The 17,347-nt window shown below is 67.7% G+C and carries 13 protein-coding genes; 6 read left to right on the top strand and 7 right to left on the bottom strand.

What is annotated here, in order from left to right; translation table 11 throughout:
- Positions 1–18: 18 nt before the first annotated feature.
- The 4 genes from ACTOWK_RS03090 to xerD all read right to left on the bottom strand — a co-directional run bounded on the left by ACTOWK_RS03090 (position 19) and on the right by xerD (position 7,128).
- Positions 19–255: a hypothetical protein gene (locus ACTOWK_RS03090; RefSeq protein WP_441328731.1), complete on the bottom strand. Its 237-nt coding sequence runs from the start codon at positions 253–255 to the stop codon at positions 19–21.
- Between the two features lie 181 nt (positions 256–436).
- On the bottom strand, positions 437–4,465 hold the full coding sequence (gene purL / locus ACTOWK_RS03085; RefSeq protein ID WP_441328730.1) for a phosphoribosylformylglycinamidine synthase: 4,029 nt from the start codon (positions 4,463–4,465) through the stop codon (positions 437–439).
- Positions 4,466–4,725: 260 nt separating this feature from the next.
- Positions 4,726–5,610, bottom strand: a complete 885-nt coding sequence (locus tag ACTOWK_RS03080) for a DsbC family protein (RefSeq protein ID WP_441328729.1) — start codon at positions 5,608–5,610, stop codon at positions 4,726–4,728.
- A gap of 570 nt (positions 5,611–6,180) precedes the next feature.
- Positions 6,181–7,128, bottom strand: coding sequence for a site-specific tyrosine recombinase XerD (gene xerD, locus ACTOWK_RS03075; protein ID WP_441328728.1), 948 nt, complete (start codon positions 7,126–7,128; stop codon positions 6,181–6,183).
- Between the two features lie 45 nt (positions 7,129–7,173).
- Between xerD and ACTOWK_RS03070 the strand changes: the two genes are divergently transcribed.
- Positions 7,174–7,677 carry an RDD family protein gene (locus tag ACTOWK_RS03070; RefSeq protein ID WP_441328727.1) on the top strand — a complete coding sequence of 168 codons (504 nt, stop codon included), beginning with the start codon at positions 7,174–7,176 and terminating at the stop codon, positions 7,675–7,677.
- Between the two features lie 283 nt (positions 7,678–7,960).
- Here ACTOWK_RS03070 and lptG read toward each other — a convergent pair whose 3' ends face one another.
- Positions 7,961–9,109 carry an LPS export ABC transporter permease LptG gene (gene lptG, locus ACTOWK_RS03065; RefSeq protein ID WP_441328919.1) on the bottom strand — a complete coding sequence of 383 codons (1,149 nt, stop codon included), beginning with the start codon at positions 9,107–9,109 and terminating at the stop codon, positions 7,961–7,963.
- Positions 9,058–10,140, bottom strand: coding sequence for an LPS export ABC transporter permease LptF (gene lptF / locus ACTOWK_RS03060; protein ID WP_441328726.1), 1,083 nt, complete (start codon positions 10,138–10,140; stop codon positions 9,058–9,060). Before lptF ends, lptG begins: the two co-directional genes overlap by 52 nt.
- 199 nt (positions 10,141–10,339) lie before the next feature.
- Here lptF and ACTOWK_RS03055 point away from each other — a divergent pair, with 199 nt between their 5' ends.
- From ACTOWK_RS03055 to ACTOWK_RS03035, 5 genes are all read left to right on the top strand, one after another.
- A complete protein-coding gene (locus ACTOWK_RS03055; RefSeq protein WP_441328725.1) occupies positions 10,340–11,809 on the top strand; it encodes a leucyl aminopeptidase in 1,470 nt (489 codons plus the stop codon).
- Positions 11,810–11,811: 2 nt separating this feature from the next.
- Positions 11,812–12,189, top strand: a complete 378-nt coding sequence (locus ACTOWK_RS03050; protein ID WP_441328724.1) for a hypothetical protein — start codon at positions 11,812–11,814, stop codon at positions 12,187–12,189.
- Positions 12,190–12,198: 9 nt separating this feature from the next.
- Positions 12,199–12,624 carry a DNA polymerase III subunit chi gene (locus ACTOWK_RS03045; protein WP_441328723.1) on the top strand — a complete coding sequence of 142 codons (426 nt, stop codon included), beginning with the start codon at positions 12,199–12,201 and terminating at the stop codon, positions 12,622–12,624.
- Positions 12,625–12,758: 134 nt separating this feature from the next.
- Positions 12,759–15,527: a valine--tRNA ligase gene (locus tag ACTOWK_RS03040; RefSeq protein ID WP_441328722.1), complete on the top strand. Its 2,769-nt coding sequence runs from the start codon at positions 12,759–12,761 to the stop codon at positions 15,525–15,527.
- Positions 15,528–15,959: 432 nt separating this feature from the next.
- Complete coding sequence (locus tag ACTOWK_RS03035) at positions 15,960–16,841, top strand: DUF2785 domain-containing protein (protein WP_441328721.1); 882 nt, start codon at positions 15,960–15,962, stop codon at positions 16,839–16,841.
- Between the two features lie 29 nt (positions 16,842–16,870).
- On the opposite strand, the gene rimI is transcribed toward ACTOWK_RS03035, so the two are convergent.
- Positions 16,871–17,305, bottom strand: a complete 435-nt coding sequence (gene rimI, locus ACTOWK_RS03030; protein ID WP_057919919.1) for a ribosomal protein S18-alanine N-acetyltransferase — start codon at positions 17,303–17,305, stop codon at positions 16,871–16,873.
- Positions 17,306–17,347 lie beyond the last annotated feature (42 nt).

Raw genomic sequence — 17,347 nt, 5'->3', positions numbered from 1 at the left:
CGCCCTCGGCAACAACCGTCAGGCCAACCGCTGCTCATTGAACCGGCCAGCCTCCAGCCAGCTCTCGTGAATTTCGTTCGCCGCCCCGTCTTCGTACTCCACCGTATAGACGATGCCGGGCGGGAACCGGGAAAAGTAATCGCCGGATGGTCTTTCCTCGAAAACTCCTACTACCCAACCGACGCTTCCTGGGCGAAGCGATTCGACCGCTGTTTCTGCGACTCGGACGATATCGTTGTAGGTGAACTTGCTCATTCACACTCCCGTATCGAGTACTGGCTCAGCCGTTCGAATTCGCATGACTCGCATGCGTTCGTCTCCGAATCTACACCGGCAAAGCCCGCGACCACACTGAGTGCGGTGCGACTAAGCAAAACGGGCGCCGTATGGCGCCCGTTTCACCGTCATCAATCGGTCATGCCGACCAGGCCGGCGCTTACCCCACCCACACCCGCGCGTTGCGGAACATGCGCAACCAGGGCGAGTCGCCGCTCCAGTCGCGCGGCGACCAGCTGAAGTTGGCGTTGCGCAGGGTGCGCTCGGGGTGCGGCATCAGGATCGTGGCGCGACCGTCGTTGCTGGTCAGGCCGGCGATGCCGTCGGGCGAGCCGTTCGGGTTGAGCGGGTAGCGGTCGGCGACGCGGCCGTCGCCGTCGATGTAGCGCAACGAGACGTTGGCGGCGGTCTGGTCGAGGTTGCTGGCGAAGCTGGCCTGGCCTTCGCCGTGGGCGACCGCGACCGGGATGCGCGAGCCGGCCATGCCGCGGAAGAACAACGACGGCGACTCGGCCACTTCGAGCAGACCCAGGCGCGCTTCGAACTGTTCGCTGCGGTTGCGCAGGAACACCGGCCAATGCTCGGCGCCGGGAACGATCGGCTTGAGCTGGGCCAGCATCTGGCAACCGTTGCAGACGCCGAGCGAGAAGCTGTCTTCGCGGGCGAAGAAGGCGGCAAAGGCGTCGCGCAGGGCGCTGCGTTCGAGGATGCTGGTGGCCCAGCCGCGGCCGGCACCGAGCACGTCGCCGTAGCTGAAACCGCCGCAGGCGGCGAAGCCCTTGAAGTCTTCCAGTTTGAAGCGGCCGCTGATCAGGTCGCTCATGTGCACGTCGAAGGCTTCGAAGCCGGCCCGGTCGAAGGCCGCGGCCATTTCGATCTGGCCGTTGACGCCCTGCTCGCGCAGGATCGCGACCTTCGGCCGCACCCCGGTGTTGATGAAGGGCGCGGCGACGTCCTCGGCGGTATCGAAGCTCAGCTTGGGCTTGAGACCCGCGGCGTTGAAGTCGCGCGCGATCGCGCGCTCTTCGTCGGCGCACTCGGGGTTGTCGCGCAGCTTCTGCAGCGCATGGCTGGTCGACCACCAGGCATCGAACAGCTCGTCCCAACGCCACTCGACCAAAACCTTGCCGTCTTCCTTGACCCGTATCGCCGCAGCCGTGGTCGGCTTGGCGATGCGCTGCGCGCAATCGATCAGGCCGTGGCGGGCGACGAGGTCGGCGAATTCGGCGCGGTCTTCGGCGGCGATCTGCACGATCGCGCCGAGCTCTTCGTTGAACAGGGTGCGGAACGGATCCTCGCCCCAGCCGTCGAGGCTGATGTCGAGGCCCAGGCGCGAGCAGAACGCCATTTCCGACAACGCGGCGAAGGCGCCGCCGTCGCTGCGGTCGTGATAGGCCAGCAGCACGCCGGCTTCGCGCGCGTCGCGGATCAGTTCGAAGAAATCGCGCAGGCGCTGCGGGCTGTCGAGGTCGGGCACGCCGGTTTCATGGCGCGTGCCCTCGCCGGGCAGGCCGGCGAAGGCCGGCAAACCGCCGTCGCTGCCGGCTTCGGGATGGCACTGGGCCAGCACCGAACCGCCGAGGCGCTGCTTGCCGGCGCCGAGGCCGATCAGCCACAGCTCGCTGTCGGGGTCGCGCGACAACAGCGGGGTCAGTTGCTGGCGCACGTCGACCACCGGCGCGAACGCGCTGACGATCAACGATACCGGCGAGACCGACTTGTGCATTACGGGACTCGGGACTTGGGACTCGGGACTCGTAGGAGCCTCGTTTCCATCTTGTCCTTCACCTGTCTGCCCTGCACGAGTCCCGAGCCATTGCGCCTGCATCGACAGGGAATCCTTGCCGACCGGGATGCTCAGTTCGAGTTCCGGGCACAGCTCCAGACCGACCGCCTTGACCGCGTCGAACAGCAGCGCGTCTTCGCCCGGATGCGATGCGGCCGCCATCCAGTTGGCCGACAGCTTGATGCGGTTGAGCGATTCGACCGGTGCGGCGCACAGGTTGGTGATCGCCTCGCCGACCGCCATGCGCGCGGCGGCGGCGGCGTCGAGCAAGGCCAACGGCGTGCGTTCGCCGATCGCCATCGCTTCGCCGACGTAACCGTCGAAGTCCGACAAGGTGATCGCGCAATCGGCCAGCGGCAGCTGCCAGGGGCCGATCATCTGGTCGCGCGCGACCAGGCCGCCGACGGTGCGGTCGCCGATGGTGATGAGGAAGTTCTTGGCCGCGACGGTCGGATGCGCGAGCACGCGCAGACCGGCATCGCGCAGGTCGAGCCCGTCCCACTGCAGCGCCGGCCACGGCGCGTCGGCGGGGTAACGGGTGTCGCGATGCATCTTCGGCGGCTTGCCGAACAGCAGGTCCATCGGCAGATCGATCGGCCAATCGGCGTCGCCGATCTTGTTCTCGCCATACACCGTCTCGACCGTCGCGCCGTAACCGACCACCAAGCGCTCTTCCGCGGTCGCATAACCGGCCACCGCGAAGGGGCAGCGCTCGCGCTCGCAGATCGCGGCGAAATCGGCGACGCGGTCGGCCGGCAAGCCGAGCACGTAGCGTTCCTGCGATTCGTTGCACCACAACTGCATCGGCGACAAAGAGGGATCGTCGCTCGGCACCTTGGCCAGGTCGATCACGCCGCCGAGGCTGGAATCGTGCAGCAACTCGGGGATGGCGTTGGACAAACCGCCGGCGCCGACGTCGTGGGCGCTGTCGATCGGGTTGGCTTCGCCTAGCGCGACGCAGCGGTCGATGACTTCCTGGCAGCGACGCTCCATCTCCGGGTTGTCGCGCTGGACGCTGGCGAAGTCGAGCGCTTCGGCGCTGTCGCCGGAAGCGACCGAGCTGGCGGCGCCGCCGCCGAGGCCGATCAGCATCGCCGGACCGCCGAGCACGATCACCGCATGGCCCGGCTTCAGGCCGAGCTTGGCGACCTGGACCCGGTCGATCGCGCCGAGACCGCCGGCCAGCATGATCGGCTTGTCGTAGGCGCGGGCGAGGCTGGCGTTGCCGGCCCGGCCTTCGGCCAGCTCGAAGCTGCGGAAATAGCCGACCAGGTTCGGGCGGCCGAATTCGTTGTTGAACGCGGCCGCGCCGATCGGGCCGTCGAGCATGATTTCCAGGGCCGGCGCCATGCGCGGATTGAGTTCGCGCTCGCCCTCCCACGGCTGCGGCAGGCTCGGGATGCGCAGGTGCGAGACGCTGAAACCGCACAGGCCGGCCTTGGGACGGCCGCCGCGACCGGTCGCGCCTTCGTCGCGGATCTCGCCGCCGTTGCCGGTGCTGGCGCCCGGGAACGGCGCGATCGCGGTCGGGTGGTTATGGGTTTCGACCTTGATGCAGAACGCCGAGGGCACCTGCGCTTCGGCCGCATAGGCCTGGCTGCCCGGCTGCGGGCGGAAGCGCCGGGCCGGATAGCCTTCGACTACCGCAGCGTTGTCGCTGTACGCCGACAGGGTGTTCTCCGGCGTGTGCGCGTGGGTGTTCTTGATCATCTTGAACAGCGACTGCGGCTGCTCACGGCCTTCCAGCGTCCACGAGGCGTTGAAGATCTTGTGCCGGCAATGCTCGGAATTGGCCTGCGCGAACATCATCAGTTCGACGTCGGACGGCGTGCGGCCGAGCGCGGCGTAACGCTCGCGCAGGTAGCCGATCTCGTCGTCGGCGAGGGCCAGGCCTAGGCGCCCGTTGGCCGCTTCGAGCTGGTCCAGGGCGATGCGTTCGAGCTCGCCGCGCGCGGGCACCGCGAACAGCGCCGCCGCATCGTCGCGCGCTTCCAGCAGCGACTGGGTCATCGGGTCGTGCAGGACCTTGGCCAGCGCGCCCTGGGTGGCGGCGTCGCTCGGCCAGCCTTCGAGGTCGTAGCGGGTACCGCGTTCGACGCGTTTGACCGGCTGGCCGGCGCCGCGCAGCAGCTCGGTGGCCTTGCTCGCCCATGGCGACAAGGTGCCGAGGCGCGGCGTCACATAGCGCGAGACCGCCGCGTCGCCGCGGGCGGCTTCATGCGGTTCGGCCTGGAGGATGCGGCGCAGGGTCGCGTCGTCGGGCGTAGCGCCGGGCTCGGGCTCGACCCAGTAGACGGGCCAGGCATCGAGCAGGCGGACACTCGGATGAAGGGCGGACAGTCGAGCTTGGAGACGCTCGCGGCGGAACGAAGACAGGGCCGAATGGCCCTCGAGGACGATCATGTCCGGGGAACCGTGCAACGCAGGGCCCGGTATTGTATCCAAAACCGCCGGCGAGCTTCGGCCTCGCCTCCGACCGGGCTACTTGGGAGCCGAGGGAACGCTTCCCGGCTCGGCCGGCGCCCCGCCCAACTCTCGCCTCCCGGACGTTTCCGCCCAAAGCCGGACCAGGCCAACCATGACGCTTCCAGAAACGACATCGCCGCCCAATGGGCGGCGATGCGGTCGAAGCGGGGCCCGAAATCCGGGCGAACCATTCGCTGTCAGCGTCCGCCGGTCGGCACGGCGACGGCCGCGGTCGGCTTGGCGCCCGAGGGGGCCGGCTTGGCCTCGGCGGCGATCTTGTCCAGCGCCTCGCGCAGCTGCGCCGGCGGCACGTAGCCACCGAGCTGGATGCCTTCGCTGGTCAGGATCATCGGCGTGCCGGTCAGGCCGGCGCGCTGGCCGACGTTGTACTGCATGGTCACGGTGTTCTTGCAGTCCTTGTTCGGGACGCCGTGCTCGCTCTTGGCGTCGGTCAGGGCCTTGCGGCGGTCGGCCGCGCACCATACCGAGACCATCTTCTTGTAGTCCTCGCTGCCGATGCCCATGCGCGGGAAGGCCAGGTACTCGACCGCGATGCCCTGGCGGTTGTATTCGGCGATTTCGCTATGGAGCTTGCGGCAGTAACCGCACTCGACGTCGGTGAAGACCGTCACTGTGTGCTTCGGATTGGCCGGGGCGAAGACGATGCGCTCGCTGGCCGGGATGGTCTTCAGCAGGTCCTTGCGCATGCCGGCCAGGCTGTTTTCGCTGAGGTTCTTCTTGGCCTGGGTGTCGAACAGTGCGCCGCCCGAGCCCGGCAGGAACAGGTAACGGCCGTCGTCGCTGACGTACACGACCTGGCCCTGGGCCAGCGCCTCGCGGAAACCCGGCACCGGCGACGGGCCGACCTTGTCGATGCTGACGTTGGGATTGAGCTGGCGGATAGCCGCGACGGCCAGCGCATCGGCACTGCCGGCCTTGACCTCCGGCGCCGAGCCCGTGGCGGCGGCCGTGGCCTTGGCGGGGGCGGCCGGCTCGCTCTTGGCGGCGGCGCCCTGCGGCGCCTGGGCACAGGCGGACAGGCTGATCGCGCCGAGCACGGCGAAAATGATGCGCTTCATCAATCGAATCCTTGGCGTTCTGAGGTCGGGGTCTTGGACCGCTCGACGAGGAATAGGTTCTGCCGATTGTGGCACGGCCGGCCATACGAACGCCGTTCCGCAACCGCAGTCACACGGCGAAGTGGCGATGGGGGTCGCGGTTTGGGGTGTGGGTGGCTCACTCAGACGCATGCCCCGCTACGTGCCCTCCCCTGTAGGAGCGGCGTAAACCGCGACTGCGCAAGCTACCGCTACAGCAAGGCCCCATTTCATGCACAAGGCCGTCCCGCCGGGCCTCCAAGGGTAGGAGCGGCGCGAGCCGCGACCGCGCAACTGCGGCCTGCGGCGCCGATCGGATTCCGGCAGGGGGCCCCAAACATGGCGGCAGTGCCGCCGGCCGCTTCGTTGGGGTGCTCGCGATCTGAGCGGACGTGCCCGGCCCGGCGCAGCGCGCCGGGCGTTCGCCAAGCCCAGGCGGCAGTGCCGCCGGCCGCTTCGTTGGGGTGCTCGCGATCTGAACGGACGTGCCCGGCCCGGCGCAGGGGCGCCGGGCGTTCAGAGCAGCAGGCGGCAGTGCCGCCTAAGCGCTGCTCTTCACCCCCTCGGATGATGCTGAGCATGAAGCCGTTTGAGCTGTTCGCGCGCCACCAGGGTGTAGATCTGGGTGGTCGACAGGGAGCTGTGGCCCAGCAGCATTTGCAGGGCGCGCAGGTCGACGCCGTGGTTGAGCAAATGGGTGGCGAAGCTGTGGCGCAGGCCGTGGGGGCTGATCTTGGCGGGGTCGATCCCGGCGACGGCGGCGTAGCGTTTGACCAGGTGCCAGAACTCCTGCCGGCTCGGGGCCTCGCCGCTCGCGGCCAGGAACAGCGGCGCCAGCGCGCGTTTGCCGGCCAGCTGCGGGCGCGATTGCGCCAGGTAGCGCTCGAGCCAGTGCTGGGCCTCTTCGCCCAGCGGCACCAGCCGCTCCTTGCTGCCCTTGCCGGTGACCCGCAGCACGCCCTGGCGCAGGTTGACCGCAGTCGACGGCAGATTGACCAACTCGCTTACGCGCAGGCCGGAGGCGTACATCAATTCGAGCATGGCGCGGTCGCGCAGCCCCAGCGGCTCGTCGACCGTGGGGGCCGCCAGCAAGGCTTCGATCTGGCTTTCGGCCAGGGCCTTGGGCAAGGAGCGCGGCAATTTCGGCGGCGCCAGCAATGCGGTCGGATCGTCGCTGCGGTCGCCGCGGCGCAGGCGGAGGGCATAGAACGCGCGCAAAGCCGACAGCAGGCGGGCATTGCTGCGCGGCGAATAGCCTTCGCGGGTGCGCCAGGCCAGGTAATCGAACAAGACCGAGCGGTCGGCATGGGCGATACCGCTGCCGTCGCGCCAGCGCGCCAGGCCTTCGAGATCGCGGCGGTAGCTGTCGAGGGTCTGCTGGGCCAGGCCGTTCTCGGCCCAGATCGTGTCGAGGAAGGATTTGATCGCCGTGTCGTCGGCGTCGCCCAGCGGCGGCAAGGCCATCGCCTGGCTGCGGCGTTCGGCGGGTGTACTGGCACTCATCGCCGCAGCTTAGCAGGCGGTCCGGGCTGCCTATATCCTGATGCGATGAGCTCGAACGACACCATCGCCGCAGATGCTGCACCCGCGAAGCCCGCCCCCACCAAGCCCGCCGCCCTGGTCGGCTGGCGCCTGCTCGCGCTGTTCTACGATTTTTGGCCGGCCGCCGCGCTGTGGCTGGTCGCGAGCGCGGCATTCACCATCGCCTACACCTTGTCCGGGCATGGGCAACGCGAAAACATTCCACCGTTCAGCGCCCTGCAGTGGGCGCTGTGGTTCGTGTGCTGGCTGATCGCCGGCGGTTACGCGACGTTGAGTTGGCGCCGCGGCGGGCAGACCCTGGGCATGCGCCCCTGGCGCCTGCGCGTGACCGGTGCCGACGGCGCTGCGCCGACATGGCGCGCGCTGTGGATCCGCTATGCGGTCGGCACGCTGTCCTTGGCGACGCTGGGGTTGGGCTTCTGGTGGGCCTGGTTCGATCGCGACCGCCTGACCTGGCACGACCGCGCGAGCGGGACGCGGATGCAGCGGTTGCCGAAGCGGCCGAAGTGAGTGGCCGCGAGCGATTGCAGAGCCCTGTGGGACCACGAGTGCGGGCCGGACCATCACTGTAGGAGCGGCGCGAGCCGCGACCACGAGATCGCTGCGTTCTTGAAGATGCCGCGTTGCTTGAAAAGCGGTCGCGGCTTGCGCCGCTCCTACCCTGGAGTCGCGACGCGTCGGGATCAACGCTTGGAAGGGGCTATGCGTGAGCTGAAAGTTGCGACCCCGGCCCGGCGCAGCGCGCCGGGCGTTCATCGAAAGCGCGAGCCAGTGGCTCGCGAGCGCTTTCGATTCACCCCGACCTGCGTTTGAACAGATAGGCCGAGACGGCCAGCATCACCACGGTCGGTGCGGCATAGGCCAGGCGGAAGTCGAAGCGGAACACCTTGGCCAGTTCGACGAACTGGGTCTGCAACTGCCAGAACAACAGCGCAAACACGATGCCGATGAACAAGCGCTTGCCCATGCCGCCGCTGCGCAGGCTGCCGAAGGCGAACGGAATCGCCGCCAGGCATAAGGTCAGCACGTTCAGCGGGTAGAACCAGCGGCCCCAGTAATAGGCCTCGAATTCGGCCGCGTCGAGGCGGTTGCGCTCGCGGTCCTCGATCGCCTTGTGCAGGGCCTTGGCGCTGAGGTAGCGCGGGCGGTTGCTGCCGCTCATCAATGCCGCGCTGTCGAGCTTGGACTGCCAGCGCTCTTCGGCGACATGGACTTGCTCGGCCGATTTGGCCAGGAAGGTGGTGCGGGTGACATCGCGCAGCAGCCAGCCGCCCGGACGGTGCTCGGCGATCTTGGCCAGCGCCAGCGACACCAGGCGCCCGTCATCGCCGAACTGGTACAGGCTGACGTTGCGCAGCTCCAGCCAGCGGTCCTGGCCTTCGCTGCGTTCCTGGCCCTGGCTGGCGCTGAGGATCACGTCGCCCTCGCGCGCCCAGACCCCGGAATACTGGGCCACGACCTGGTTGTTGGACTTGGCCGCGGTCTTGAGCGCGTCGGCGCGACGCTGGCCTTCCGGCGCGAGGGTCTCGCCGTTGACCACCATCAGCAGAGTCAGCAGCGCCAGCGCGCCAGCCACAGCGAGGCTCAGGCGCCGACGCGACAGGCCCACCGCGCGCAGCACGGTCAGCTCCGAGGTCGAGGCCAGTTGGCCCAGCGCCATCAGCGCGCCGATCACCGCGGCATACGGGAACAAGGCGTAAGCGCGGCGCGGCACGGTCATGGCCATATACGCCAGGGCCTGCATCGCGCCGTAGCGGCCCTTGCCGACGTCGCCGAACTCGCCGACCAGGCTGAGCATGAAATCCAGGCCCAGCAGCACTGCCCAGGTCAACAGCACCGTGCCGAGCACGGTCTTGCCGACATAGACGTCGTGGATTTTGGGGAACGGCTTCATCGCGCGCTCCGCTTGCGGGCGACGCGGCCATCGCGGAAGTACAGCCAGCCGGCGACCGCCAACAGCGGCAAGGTCAGCCACCACAGGCCGAGGAAGGTCGGGATCTTGCCGTCCTCGATCCAGCCCTTGCCCATCATCATGAAGTTGTTGCCGATCAGATAGGCCAGGAAGCCCATCAGGATGCTGCCGTAACGGGCCTGGCGCGGGGTGCTGCGCGCCAGCGGCACCGCCAGCAGGGCGAAGGCCAGCGCCAGCAGCGGCGGCGCGATCCGGTAATGCAGCTGGGCCGCGGCCTCACGGCGCGGATCGCCGAACAACTGCATGGTCGACATCATTTCCGGCAGAGAGGGGTCGTAGCGGTCTTCGCTGGCCGGCAACAGCACGTCGTTGCTGGCGTAGCGCATGAGCCGATAGTTGAGACCGCCGTCCTTCGGGCCCTCGACCTCGAAACCGTCCTCCAGGGTCAGATAACGGTCGCCGTTCGGGCGCACCGTCAGGTGACCGGTCTTGGAGGTGGTGACGTCCTGGCGGTCGGGCTTGTTGCGATAGATGAAGATGCGCTCGAAACGAGTGCCATCGTTGGACATCGCACCGACGTAGATCACCCCGTTGTCGTTGGGCAGGCCGGTGAAGGCGCCCGGCTCCAGGCCGGCCACGATCAGGCTGCGGCTGGCTTCGTTGATCATCTCGCGCGAGGCGCGGTCGGCCCAGGGGCCCAGCCACAGCGAGCAGGCAGCGACCACGGCCACGATCGGCCCGACCACCATCAGCAGGGGCTTGAGCAGCCGGCGCGGGCCGACGCCAATCGAGGCGATCACCGGCATTTCCGAATCGCGATAGAGCCGGCCGATGCCCAGCATCAGCCCCAACATCAATGCCAGCGGCAGGATCAGCGGCAGCCACTTGATCAGCACCAGGCCGAGCTGCAGCAGCATCAGCCCGGCCGGGACCTTGCCCTTGGCGATGTCCTCGAGCACGTCGGTGAAGGCGCCGCCGACGCTTACGATCAGCAACACCACCAGGGTCGCGAAGACGGCCTGGGCGAATTCGCCAGTCAGGTAACGGTCAAGCTTGAGCATCGGGCTTCGGCATCGGGCGGGCTTGCTTTAAACTCGGGGGTTCGTTCGACGGCCGACCTGTCCGCTGGCGCTCCGGGATTCCCGAAGGCGCGAGGTCGAGGACCCAGGACGGCGGCACGGGCATCGAGCCCGGACCGACGCCCGATAAAGCCGATCGATTGTACGGACAAACTCTTCTTGGCTGCTGGGAATCTGTTGGATGACCCTCGAATTCGACCTGAACCGCGACGCGCTCGCGGCCGCTCAAACCGATTGCGTCGTGGTAGGCGCCTTCGCCGACAAGACCCTGACGGCTGCCGCGCGAACGCTGGATGAAGTCAGCGGCGGGCGCCTGACGGCCTTGCTCGAACGGGGCGACATCAGCGGCAAGACCGGCAAGACCTCCCTGCTCCACGACCTGCCCGGCGTGACCGCGCCGCGGGTGCTGGTGATCGGCCTCGGCGAAGCCGGCAAGTTCGGCGTCGCCCAGTATCTCAAGGCGGTCGGCGACGCCGCGCGCGCGCTCAAGGCCGGCCCGGTCGAGCATGCGCTGCTGACCCTCAGCGAAGAGCCGGTGACCGGCCGCGACGCCGCCTGGGCGATCCGCCAGGCCGCCATCGCCGCCGACCATGCCTGCTACCGCTACACCGCCACCCTCGGCAAAAAGAAAGACGAGCCCGGCCTGCGCAAGCTGTCGATCCGCGGCGACGACGCCACCGCCCTGGCCCAGGGCCAGGCGATCGCCGCCGGCGTTGCGTTCGCGCGCGAGCTCGGCAACCTGCCGCCGAACATCTGCAACCCGGCCTACCTGGCCGAGCAGGCGCAGGAGTTCGCCGGCCGCTTCGACAACACCTCGTGCGAAGTGCTGGACCGCGAGCAGATGCAGGCGCTCGGCATGGGCTCGCTGCTCGCCGTGGCCCGCGGCTCGGCCAATCCGCCCAAGCTGATCGTGCTCAAGTACGACAACGGCGGCGACGCCAAGCCCTACGTGCTGGTCGGCAAGGGCATCACCTTCGACACCGGCGGCATCAACCTCAAGGTCCAGGGCGGCATCGAGGAAATGAAGTTCGACATGTGCGGCGCCGCTTCGGTGCTCGGCACCTTCGTCTCGGCGGTCGGCATGCAGTTGCCGATCAACCTGGTGGTGATCGTGCCGGCGGTCGAGAACATGCCCGACGCCGACGCCTACCGCCCCTCGGACGTGCTGACCAGCATGTCCGGCAAGACCATCGAAGTCGGCAACACCGACGCCGAGGGCCGCCTGATCCTGTGCGATGCGCTGACCTATGCGCAGCGCTTCGAACCGCAAGCCCTGCTCGATGTGGCGACCCTGACCGGCGCCTGCGTGGTCGCGCTGGGCAAGTTCGCCACCGGCCTGATGAGCAAGGACGACGACCTCGCCGCCGAGCTGACCAGCGCCGGCGAGCAGGTCTTCGACCGCGCCTGGCGCCTGCCGCTGTGGGACGAGTACCAGACCCAGCTCGAATCGACCTTCGCCGACGTCTACAACATCGGCGGCCGCTGGGCCGGTGCGATCACCGCCGGCTGCTTCCTGTCGCGCTTCACCGAAGGCCAGCGCTGGGCGCACCTCGACATCGCCGGCGTCTCCAACGAAGAAGGCAAGCGCGGCCTGGCCACCGGCCGCCCGGTCGGCCTGCTTTCGCAGTGGCTGCTCGAGCGCACCGCCTGACGATGAAGCGCAATGCGCTGATCCTCGCGGCGATCACCGGCCTGGCCAGCGGCATCTACTCGATGTCGCCGCCTGCGCAGGCCGGTTTCACCCTGGTGGATTGGCTGTTCGTGGCGCTGGGCCTGTTCTGGATCTTCATGTGGCTGCATGGCGATCAGCAGGAGTTCGGCCATCGCCGCTCGCCGTGGATGAACATCGGCATCGTCGTGCTGGCGATGCTGTTCGTGCCGATCTATCTGGCCCGCACCCGGCCGGCGGGAAGCAAGCTCAAGGCAGTCGGCGCGTTCTTCCTGATCCTGCTCGGCTGGTTCGCCCTGAACATCGGCGGCGCCCTGCTGGGCTATTTCGTTTTCGGCGGCTCAGCCGCATATACCGGTTGATACCCGCCCATGGCCCGCGCTGACTTCTATCTGATCCAAACGCCGCGCTTCAAGGAACAACCCTTGCGGTTGGTCTGCGAGCTGGCGCGCAAGGCCCACGACGCCGGCCTGCCGACCCTGATCCTGGCGCGCAACGCCGAACAGGCCGAAGCGCTCGACGACATGCTGTGGGACATGGGCGAAGACGCCTATATCCCGCACCAGATCGCCGGCGCCGACCTCGAAGAGGAAGAGGCCGAGGTGCTGATCGCCGCGCCCGAAGTCGACGCGCCGCTGCGGCCGCTGGTGATCAACCTGCGCGACGCCCCGGTGCAGGACGGCTTCGACCGCGTGCTCGAGGTGGTGCCCGCCGACGACTCCGGGCGCGGCCCGCTGCGCGAGCGCTGGAAGCAGTACCAGGCCCGCGGGCTGACCCTCAACAAGCACGATATGTGAGAGGCGGGGATTGGCGATTCGGGGTTCGTAAAGCGAATCCGCCCAGTTCCGACCGGCACTCTGCTCGTTAAGTTTTTACTCGTTCGCTGTTGCTTCAACCCATCCCAAATCCCGAATAACGAATCCCGGCCCCCATGTCCCTCGCCTCCAGCTACGACCCCAAGCAGTTCGAAGCCCGCCTCTACGAACAGTGGGAGAGCAGCGGCGTATTCAAGCCGCGCGGCGAGGGCGAGCCCTACTCCATCCTGTTGCCGCCGCCGAACGTCACCGGCACTCTGCACATGGGCCATGCGTTCCAGCACACCCTGCAGGATGCGTTGATCCGTTATCACCGCATGCGCGGCTACGACACCTTGTGGCAGATGGGCACCGACCATGCCGGCATCGCCACCGAAATGGTGGTGGCGCGCAACCTCAGCCGCGAAGGGCTGACCCGCGACAGCCTCGGCCGCGACGGCTTCATCGAGAAAGTCTGGGAGTGGAAGGGCCAGTCGGGCGACACCATCGAACGCCAGATGCGCCGCCTCGGCACCTCCGGCGACTGGTCGCGCTCGATGTTCACCATGGACCCGATCGCCTCCGAAGCGGTGATCGAAGCCTTCGTGCGCATGCACGAGCAAGGCCTGATCTACCGCGGCCAGCGCCTGGTCAACTGGGACCCGGTGCTGAAGACCGCGATCTCCGACCTGGAAGTCGTCAACGAAGAAGAAGACGGCTTCCTGTGGTCGATCGCTTACCCCCTCAGCGACGGCAGCGCCACCCTGGTGGTCGCCACCACGCGCCCGGAAACCATGCTCGGCGACACCGCGGTCATGGTCCATCCGGAAGATGAGCGCTACGCCCACCTGATCGGCAAGACCGTGACCCTGCCGCTCAGCGGCCGGGTGATCCCGGTCATCGCCGACGCCTACGTCGACCGCGAGTTCGGCACCGGCGTGGTCAAGGTGACGCCGGCGCACGACTTCAACGACTACGCGGTCGGCCAACGCCATAGCCTGCCGATGATCAACATCTTCACTCCCGAAGCGGCGGTCAACGACAACGCCCCGGCGAAGTACGTCGGCCTGGACCGCTACGAAGCGCGCAAGGTCGTGCTGGCCGATCTGGAAGCCGAAGGCCTGCTCGTCGAGACCAAACCGCACAAGCTGCAGGTGCCGCGCGGCGACCGCACCAACCAGGTGATCGAGCCCTATCTGACCGACCAGTGGTTCGTGAAGATGGACGACCTGGCCGCGCGCGGCCTGCAATTGGTCGAGCAGGGCGATATCCGTTTCGTCCCGGCGAACTGGATCAACACCTACCGCCACTGGATGGAAAACATCCAGGACTGGTGCATCAGCCGCCAGCTGTGGTGGGGCCACCGCATCCCGGCCTGGTACGACGCGCAGGGCAAGATCTACGTCGGCCGCGACGAAGCCGACGCGCGTGCGCGCGGCGGGATCGGCGCCGACGTCGTCCTGTCCCAGGACCACGACGTGCTGGAAACCTGGTTCTCTTCCGGCCTGTGGCCGTTCAGCACCATGGGCTGGCCGGATGCGGCGACCATGGGCGCGCGCGGGTTCGAGCGTTTCGTGCCGTCGTCGGTGCTGGTCACCGGCTTCGACATCATCTTCTTCTGGGTCGCCCGCATGATCATGCTGACCGACCACTTCACCGGGCAGATTCCGTTCAAGGACGTCTACATCACCGGCCTGGTCCGCGACAAGGACGGCCAGAAGATGTCCAAGTCGAAGGGCAACGTGCTCGACCCGATCGACCTGGTCGACGGCATCGAGCTCGAAGACCTGGTCGCCAAGCGCACCATCGGCCTGATGAACCCGAAGGACGCCGCGCGCATCGAGAAAGCCACGCGCAAGGAATTCCCCGACGGCATCCCGAGCTTCGGCGCCGACGCCCTGCGCTTCACCATCTCGGCGCTGGCCACCCACGGCCGCGACATCAAATTCGACCTGGGTCGCGCCGAGGGCTACAAGAACTTCTGCAACAAGCTGTGGAACGCGACCCGCTTCGTGTTGATGAACACCGAAGACGCGAATTTCTCGGGCGCGCCGCAGCCGAAGACCGATGCCGAGCGCTGGATCCTGGCGCAGTTGGCGAAGGCCGCGGCCGAAGCCGAGACCCATTTCGCCGCCTACCGGTTCGACCTGCTGGCGCAGACCTTGTACGAGTTCGCCTGGAACGCGTTCTGCGACTGGTTCGTCGAACTCGCTAAACCGGCCCTGCAGGGCGAGGACGCGGCCGCCGCCGACAGCACCCGCCACACCTTGCTGTACGTGCTCGAACGGCTGTTGTCGCTGCTGCACCCGCTGATTCCCTTCGTCACCGAAGAACTGTGGCAGCAGGTCGCGCCCAAGCTCGGCATCGCCGAGACCACGATCATGTTGCGCCCGTACCCGCAGGCCGCCGACTTCGGCGCCGACTACGCCCAGGCCGAGGCCGACGTGGAGTGGCTGAAGGCCATGGTCTCGGCCCTGCGCAAGGTGCGCAGCGAGCTCAATGTTTCGCCGCAAAAGAACGTCGGGCTGCTGTTGGCTAAGGGCGATGCCGCCGATCGCGATCGTGCCGCGCGCTTCGACTCGCAACTGCGCTTCCTCAATCGCCTGGAAAGCATCGAGTTCGTCGCCGACGCCAACGACGCGCCGCCTGCGGCCTCGGCCGTGGTCGGCGAGTTGACCTTGCTGGTGCCGCTCGAAGGCCTGGTCGACCTGGGTGCCGAGCGCACGCGCCTGGACAAGGAGATCAAGCGCGTCGCCGGCGAAATCGGCAAATGCCAGGGCAAGCTCGCCAGCGAAACCTTCGTCCAGAACGCCCCTGTCGCCGTGGTCGAACAAGAGCGCAAGCGCTTGGTCGACTGGAACGCTCAGTTGGAAAGCCTGACTGCGCAGCGCACCAAGCTGGGCTGAGCCGGCCCGGGCGTCGTCCCGGCCGTCCCGGCGCCGGTCGTTCAAAAAACCGTGGCTTGGCCACGGTTTTTTTTGTGCCCTCAGTTTTTGGCGAAAGGCAGAAGCTAAATCCCCCCTACCCCCCTTTTTCAAAGGGGGGAAAGGCGTGGCTACTCGACGAGGTGCGAGCACGTGCCGCGTTCTGGATACCGAGACCGGAAGCCCGAGCTCAACCTCGCCTTCCGGCTCCCGATTCCCCATTCCCGAAACTAAAGCGCCGAACCTCAAGCCTCAGCCATGCGCACTCCCCCCTTTGAAAAAGGGGGGCAGGGGGGATTTGCTCTTGCTCCACCCCATCGAACCCCAAGCACCCGCACCAACCCACAATCCCGGCCCTTGCGGCGCTGCAACGCCGCGACCTAGGCTGCCCCTAGTCCCGGGGGAAACAAGTCCATGCGTCTCGTCCTCTTGTTCGGCGCTTGCCTGTTAGCCGCACCCGCCTTCGCCGGCGTCTGCCCGCCTGCCGGGCATACCGCGGCGTCCCTGCAAGCCCTGAAAGCACGCCAGTTCGCCTTGCCCGATCCAGCGGAAAAACAAACGCTGGCGACCGGTCTGATCGGCTGCCTCTCTGCCTCCGATCCGGAGCTCCGCGACGGCATCGCCTTCGAAGCGCTGAGCCAGTGGATGCGCGGCGGCGATTTCGACGCGAGCGCGCTGCGAACGATGCGCGATTCGTTGTACGCATCGCTCGACGGCGACGACCCGCAAGGCTTCGGCAAACCGTTCGCGGCCCTGGCGCTGTCGGAAGTCGCACGCACCGACCGGATCAAGCCGTGGATGACGCCGCAGGAGAGAGCGGCGATGGTCGAACGCGCTGCGGCCTACGTCGAATCGGTGCGCGACTACCGCGGCTATGGCGAAGGCGAAGGCTGGCGCCACGGCGTCGCCCATGGCGCCGACTGGCTGATGCAACTGAGCTTGAATCCCGCGCTCGAACGCGCGCAGTACCAGCGCATGCTGGCCGCGGTCGCGGCCCAGGCGGTGCCGGGCAACGGTCATGCTTATGTGTTCGGCGAACCCGAACGCCTGTCCCGGCCGCTATTGTTCACGGCCAAGCGCGGGCTGCTGTCGGCTGCCGATTGGCAGGCCTGGTTCGCCGCGTTATCGGCGAAGGTCGGCAAACTCGACCGCGCCGACTACGCCGGCTGGCTCGGTCGCCGTCACGATTTGACCGCGTTTCTGAGCGGTCTGTATGTGCAGGCCGATCAAAGCGAGGACGCGTCGATCGAAGCGCTGAAGCCGGCGATCCTGGCGGCCCTGAAGCAGGCGCCGTGACCGCGCGCCGGCGGAACCTGTAAGGCCGGTTATTCCTCGGGAAACAGCTCGATCGCCATGACCAGGGCGTCCTCGCGTCCGCCGCGTGCCGGGTAATAACGCGGGCGGCGGCCGATCTCGTTGAAGCCTTCGTTGTGGTACAGCGCGATCGCGCCGGAATTGGACGGACGCACTTCCAGGAACACCCGTTCGGCGCCGCGGCCGCGGGCGATGTGGACCAGCGCGCGCAACAGCTTGCGGCCGTAACCGTGGCCGTGCGCCTCCGGAGCGACGCAGACGTTGAGCACGTGCGCCTCACCGGCCGCCACACTCATCAGGAAGTAGCCGATGATGCGCTCGCCTTCGGACAGCACCCAGGCCGGGTAATCGGCGCGCAGGCAGTCGCGGAAGATGCCGGGGGTCCAGGGGAACTCGTAGGCGCGGATCTCGATGGCATGGACGACTTCGAGATCGTCCTCGCGCATCGGCCGCAACGCGGCCGGCGCCGTGGCCGGATCGAACTCGGA

Source organism: Lysobacter sp. CA196, assembly GCF_052078695.1.
GTDB lineage: Bacteria > Pseudomonadota > Gammaproteobacteria > Xanthomonadales > Xanthomonadaceae > Lysobacter.
Note: the sequence above shows the minus strand (reverse complement) of the source record. Positions and strands in the feature narration are given on the sequence as shown.

Coding starts and splice junctions, on each gene's coding strand:
- ACTOWK_RS03090 (WP_441328731.1), bottom strand. CDS start 255: ATGAGCAAGTTCACCTACAACGATATCGTCCGAGTCGCAGAAACAGCG.
- purL (WP_441328730.1), bottom strand. CDS start 4,465: ATGATCGTCCTCGAGGGCCATTCGGCCCTGTCTTCGTTCCGCCGCGAG.
- xerD (WP_441328728.1), bottom strand. CDS start 7,128: ATGAGTGCCAGTACACCCGCCGAACGCCGCAGCCAGGCGATGGCCTTG.
- ACTOWK_RS03070 (WP_441328727.1), top strand. CDS start 7,174: ATGAGCTCGAACGACACCATCGCCGCAGATGCTGCACCCGCGAAGCCC.
- lptF (WP_441328726.1), bottom strand. CDS start 10,140: ATGCTCAAGCTTGACCGTTACCTGACTGGCGAATTCGCCCAGGCCGTC.
- ACTOWK_RS03055 (WP_441328725.1), top strand. CDS start 10,340: ATGACCCTCGAATTCGACCTGAACCGCGACGCGCTCGCGGCCGCTCAA.
- ACTOWK_RS03050 (WP_441328724.1), top strand. CDS start 11,812: ATGAAGCGCAATGCGCTGATCCTCGCGGCGATCACCGGCCTGGCCAGC.
- ACTOWK_RS03045 (WP_441328723.1), top strand. CDS start 12,199: ATGGCCCGCGCTGACTTCTATCTGATCCAAACGCCGCGCTTCAAGGAA.
- ACTOWK_RS03040 (WP_441328722.1), top strand. CDS start 12,759: ATGTCCCTCGCCTCCAGCTACGACCCCAAGCAGTTCGAAGCCCGCCTC.
- ACTOWK_RS03035 (WP_441328721.1), top strand. CDS start 15,960: ATGCGTCTCGTCCTCTTGTTCGGCGCTTGCCTGTTAGCCGCACCCGCC.
- rimI (WP_057919919.1), bottom strand. CDS start 17,305: ATGCGCGAGGACGATCTCGAAGTCGTCCATGCCATCGAGATCCGCGCC.